1 protein-coding gene and 1 pseudogene are annotated in these 987 nt (G+C 71.7%); both read left to right on the top strand.

The annotated features are described in order from the left end of the window. The coding region (locus VM95_RS37670) for a DUF8189 domain-containing protein (RefSeq protein WP_045705998.1) at positions 1-376 on the top strand (376 nt) is incomplete at its 5' end. Between the two features lie 95 nt (positions 377-471). Continuing rightward, positions 472-987, top strand: a pseudogene (locus VM95_RS37675) (hypothetical protein); the annotation flags it as partial.

Here is a 987-nt window from a genome sequence, read left to right on the forward strand (position 1 = left end):
CTTCGCCTCCGGACCCAAGGGCGTCTACCACAAGTACCAGACCAACCCCACCACCTGGTCCGACTGGGAACCCGCCGCAGGCCCCGCCGACTCCCAGCTCACCAGCCAGCCGACCGCGGACGGCCGCATCGAGGTGTTCGCCATCAACGGCAGCACCGCGCAGCACACCTGGCAGACCAACCTGAACGCGCCGTACAGCCCGTGGGACACCTTCGGCGGTCCGGGCACCGAGATCGTCGCCACGGCCAACGCGGACGGCCGGATCGAGGTGTTCGGCACCAGCAGCGCCGGCGTCTACCACAAGTGGCAGACCGGCTTCTCCACCTGGTCCGACTGGACCTGGCTCAACACCACCGCCGGACCCGCCGTCAGTTGAGGAGCGATCACGTGACCAGCACCCGAGGCAGCCGCCGGGCGCCCTCCCGCGTCCTGCTCTCCGGGCTCGCCGCACTGAGCGTGGCGGCGGGCCTGATGGTCGGCGGCACGCCCGCGTCGGCCTCCACCGGCATCGACCTGTGCGCCGAGGTCGGCTACACCGCGGGCTTCCGGGGCGACGCCCTGGTGACCGCGATCGCGGTCGGCATGGCCGAGTCCAGTTGCAACCCGTTGGCGTCCAACGTCCAGAACAACACGCCGCCGTCCCGCGACCGCGGCCTGTGGGAGATCAACGACTACTGGCACCCCGAGGTGAGCGACGCCTGCGCCTTCGACGCCCAGTGCAACGCCAACGCGGCCTTCCGCATCTCCAACGAAGGCACCAACTGGCAGCCCTGGTCGACGTACAACGAGCGCGCGCACCTGCGGTACCTGGACGCGGCGCGAGCCGCCGTGGACCGGCTCGGCCACCACGAACCCGGACCGGCGCCGCTGGTGTACCCGGCGCAGTCGGGCAAGGTGGTGTCGGCGCGTTCGGCGGACGGCCGGCTGGAGGTGTTCGCGGCCGGGGCGAACGGCGTCTCGCACGCCTGGCAGACGGCGGTCAACGGC

Origin of the sequence: Streptomyces rubellomurinus (genome assembly GCF_000961885.1) — a bacterium.
Classification (GTDB): domain Bacteria; phylum Actinomycetota; class Actinomycetes; order Streptomycetales; family Streptomycetaceae; genus Kitasatospora; species Kitasatospora rubellomurina.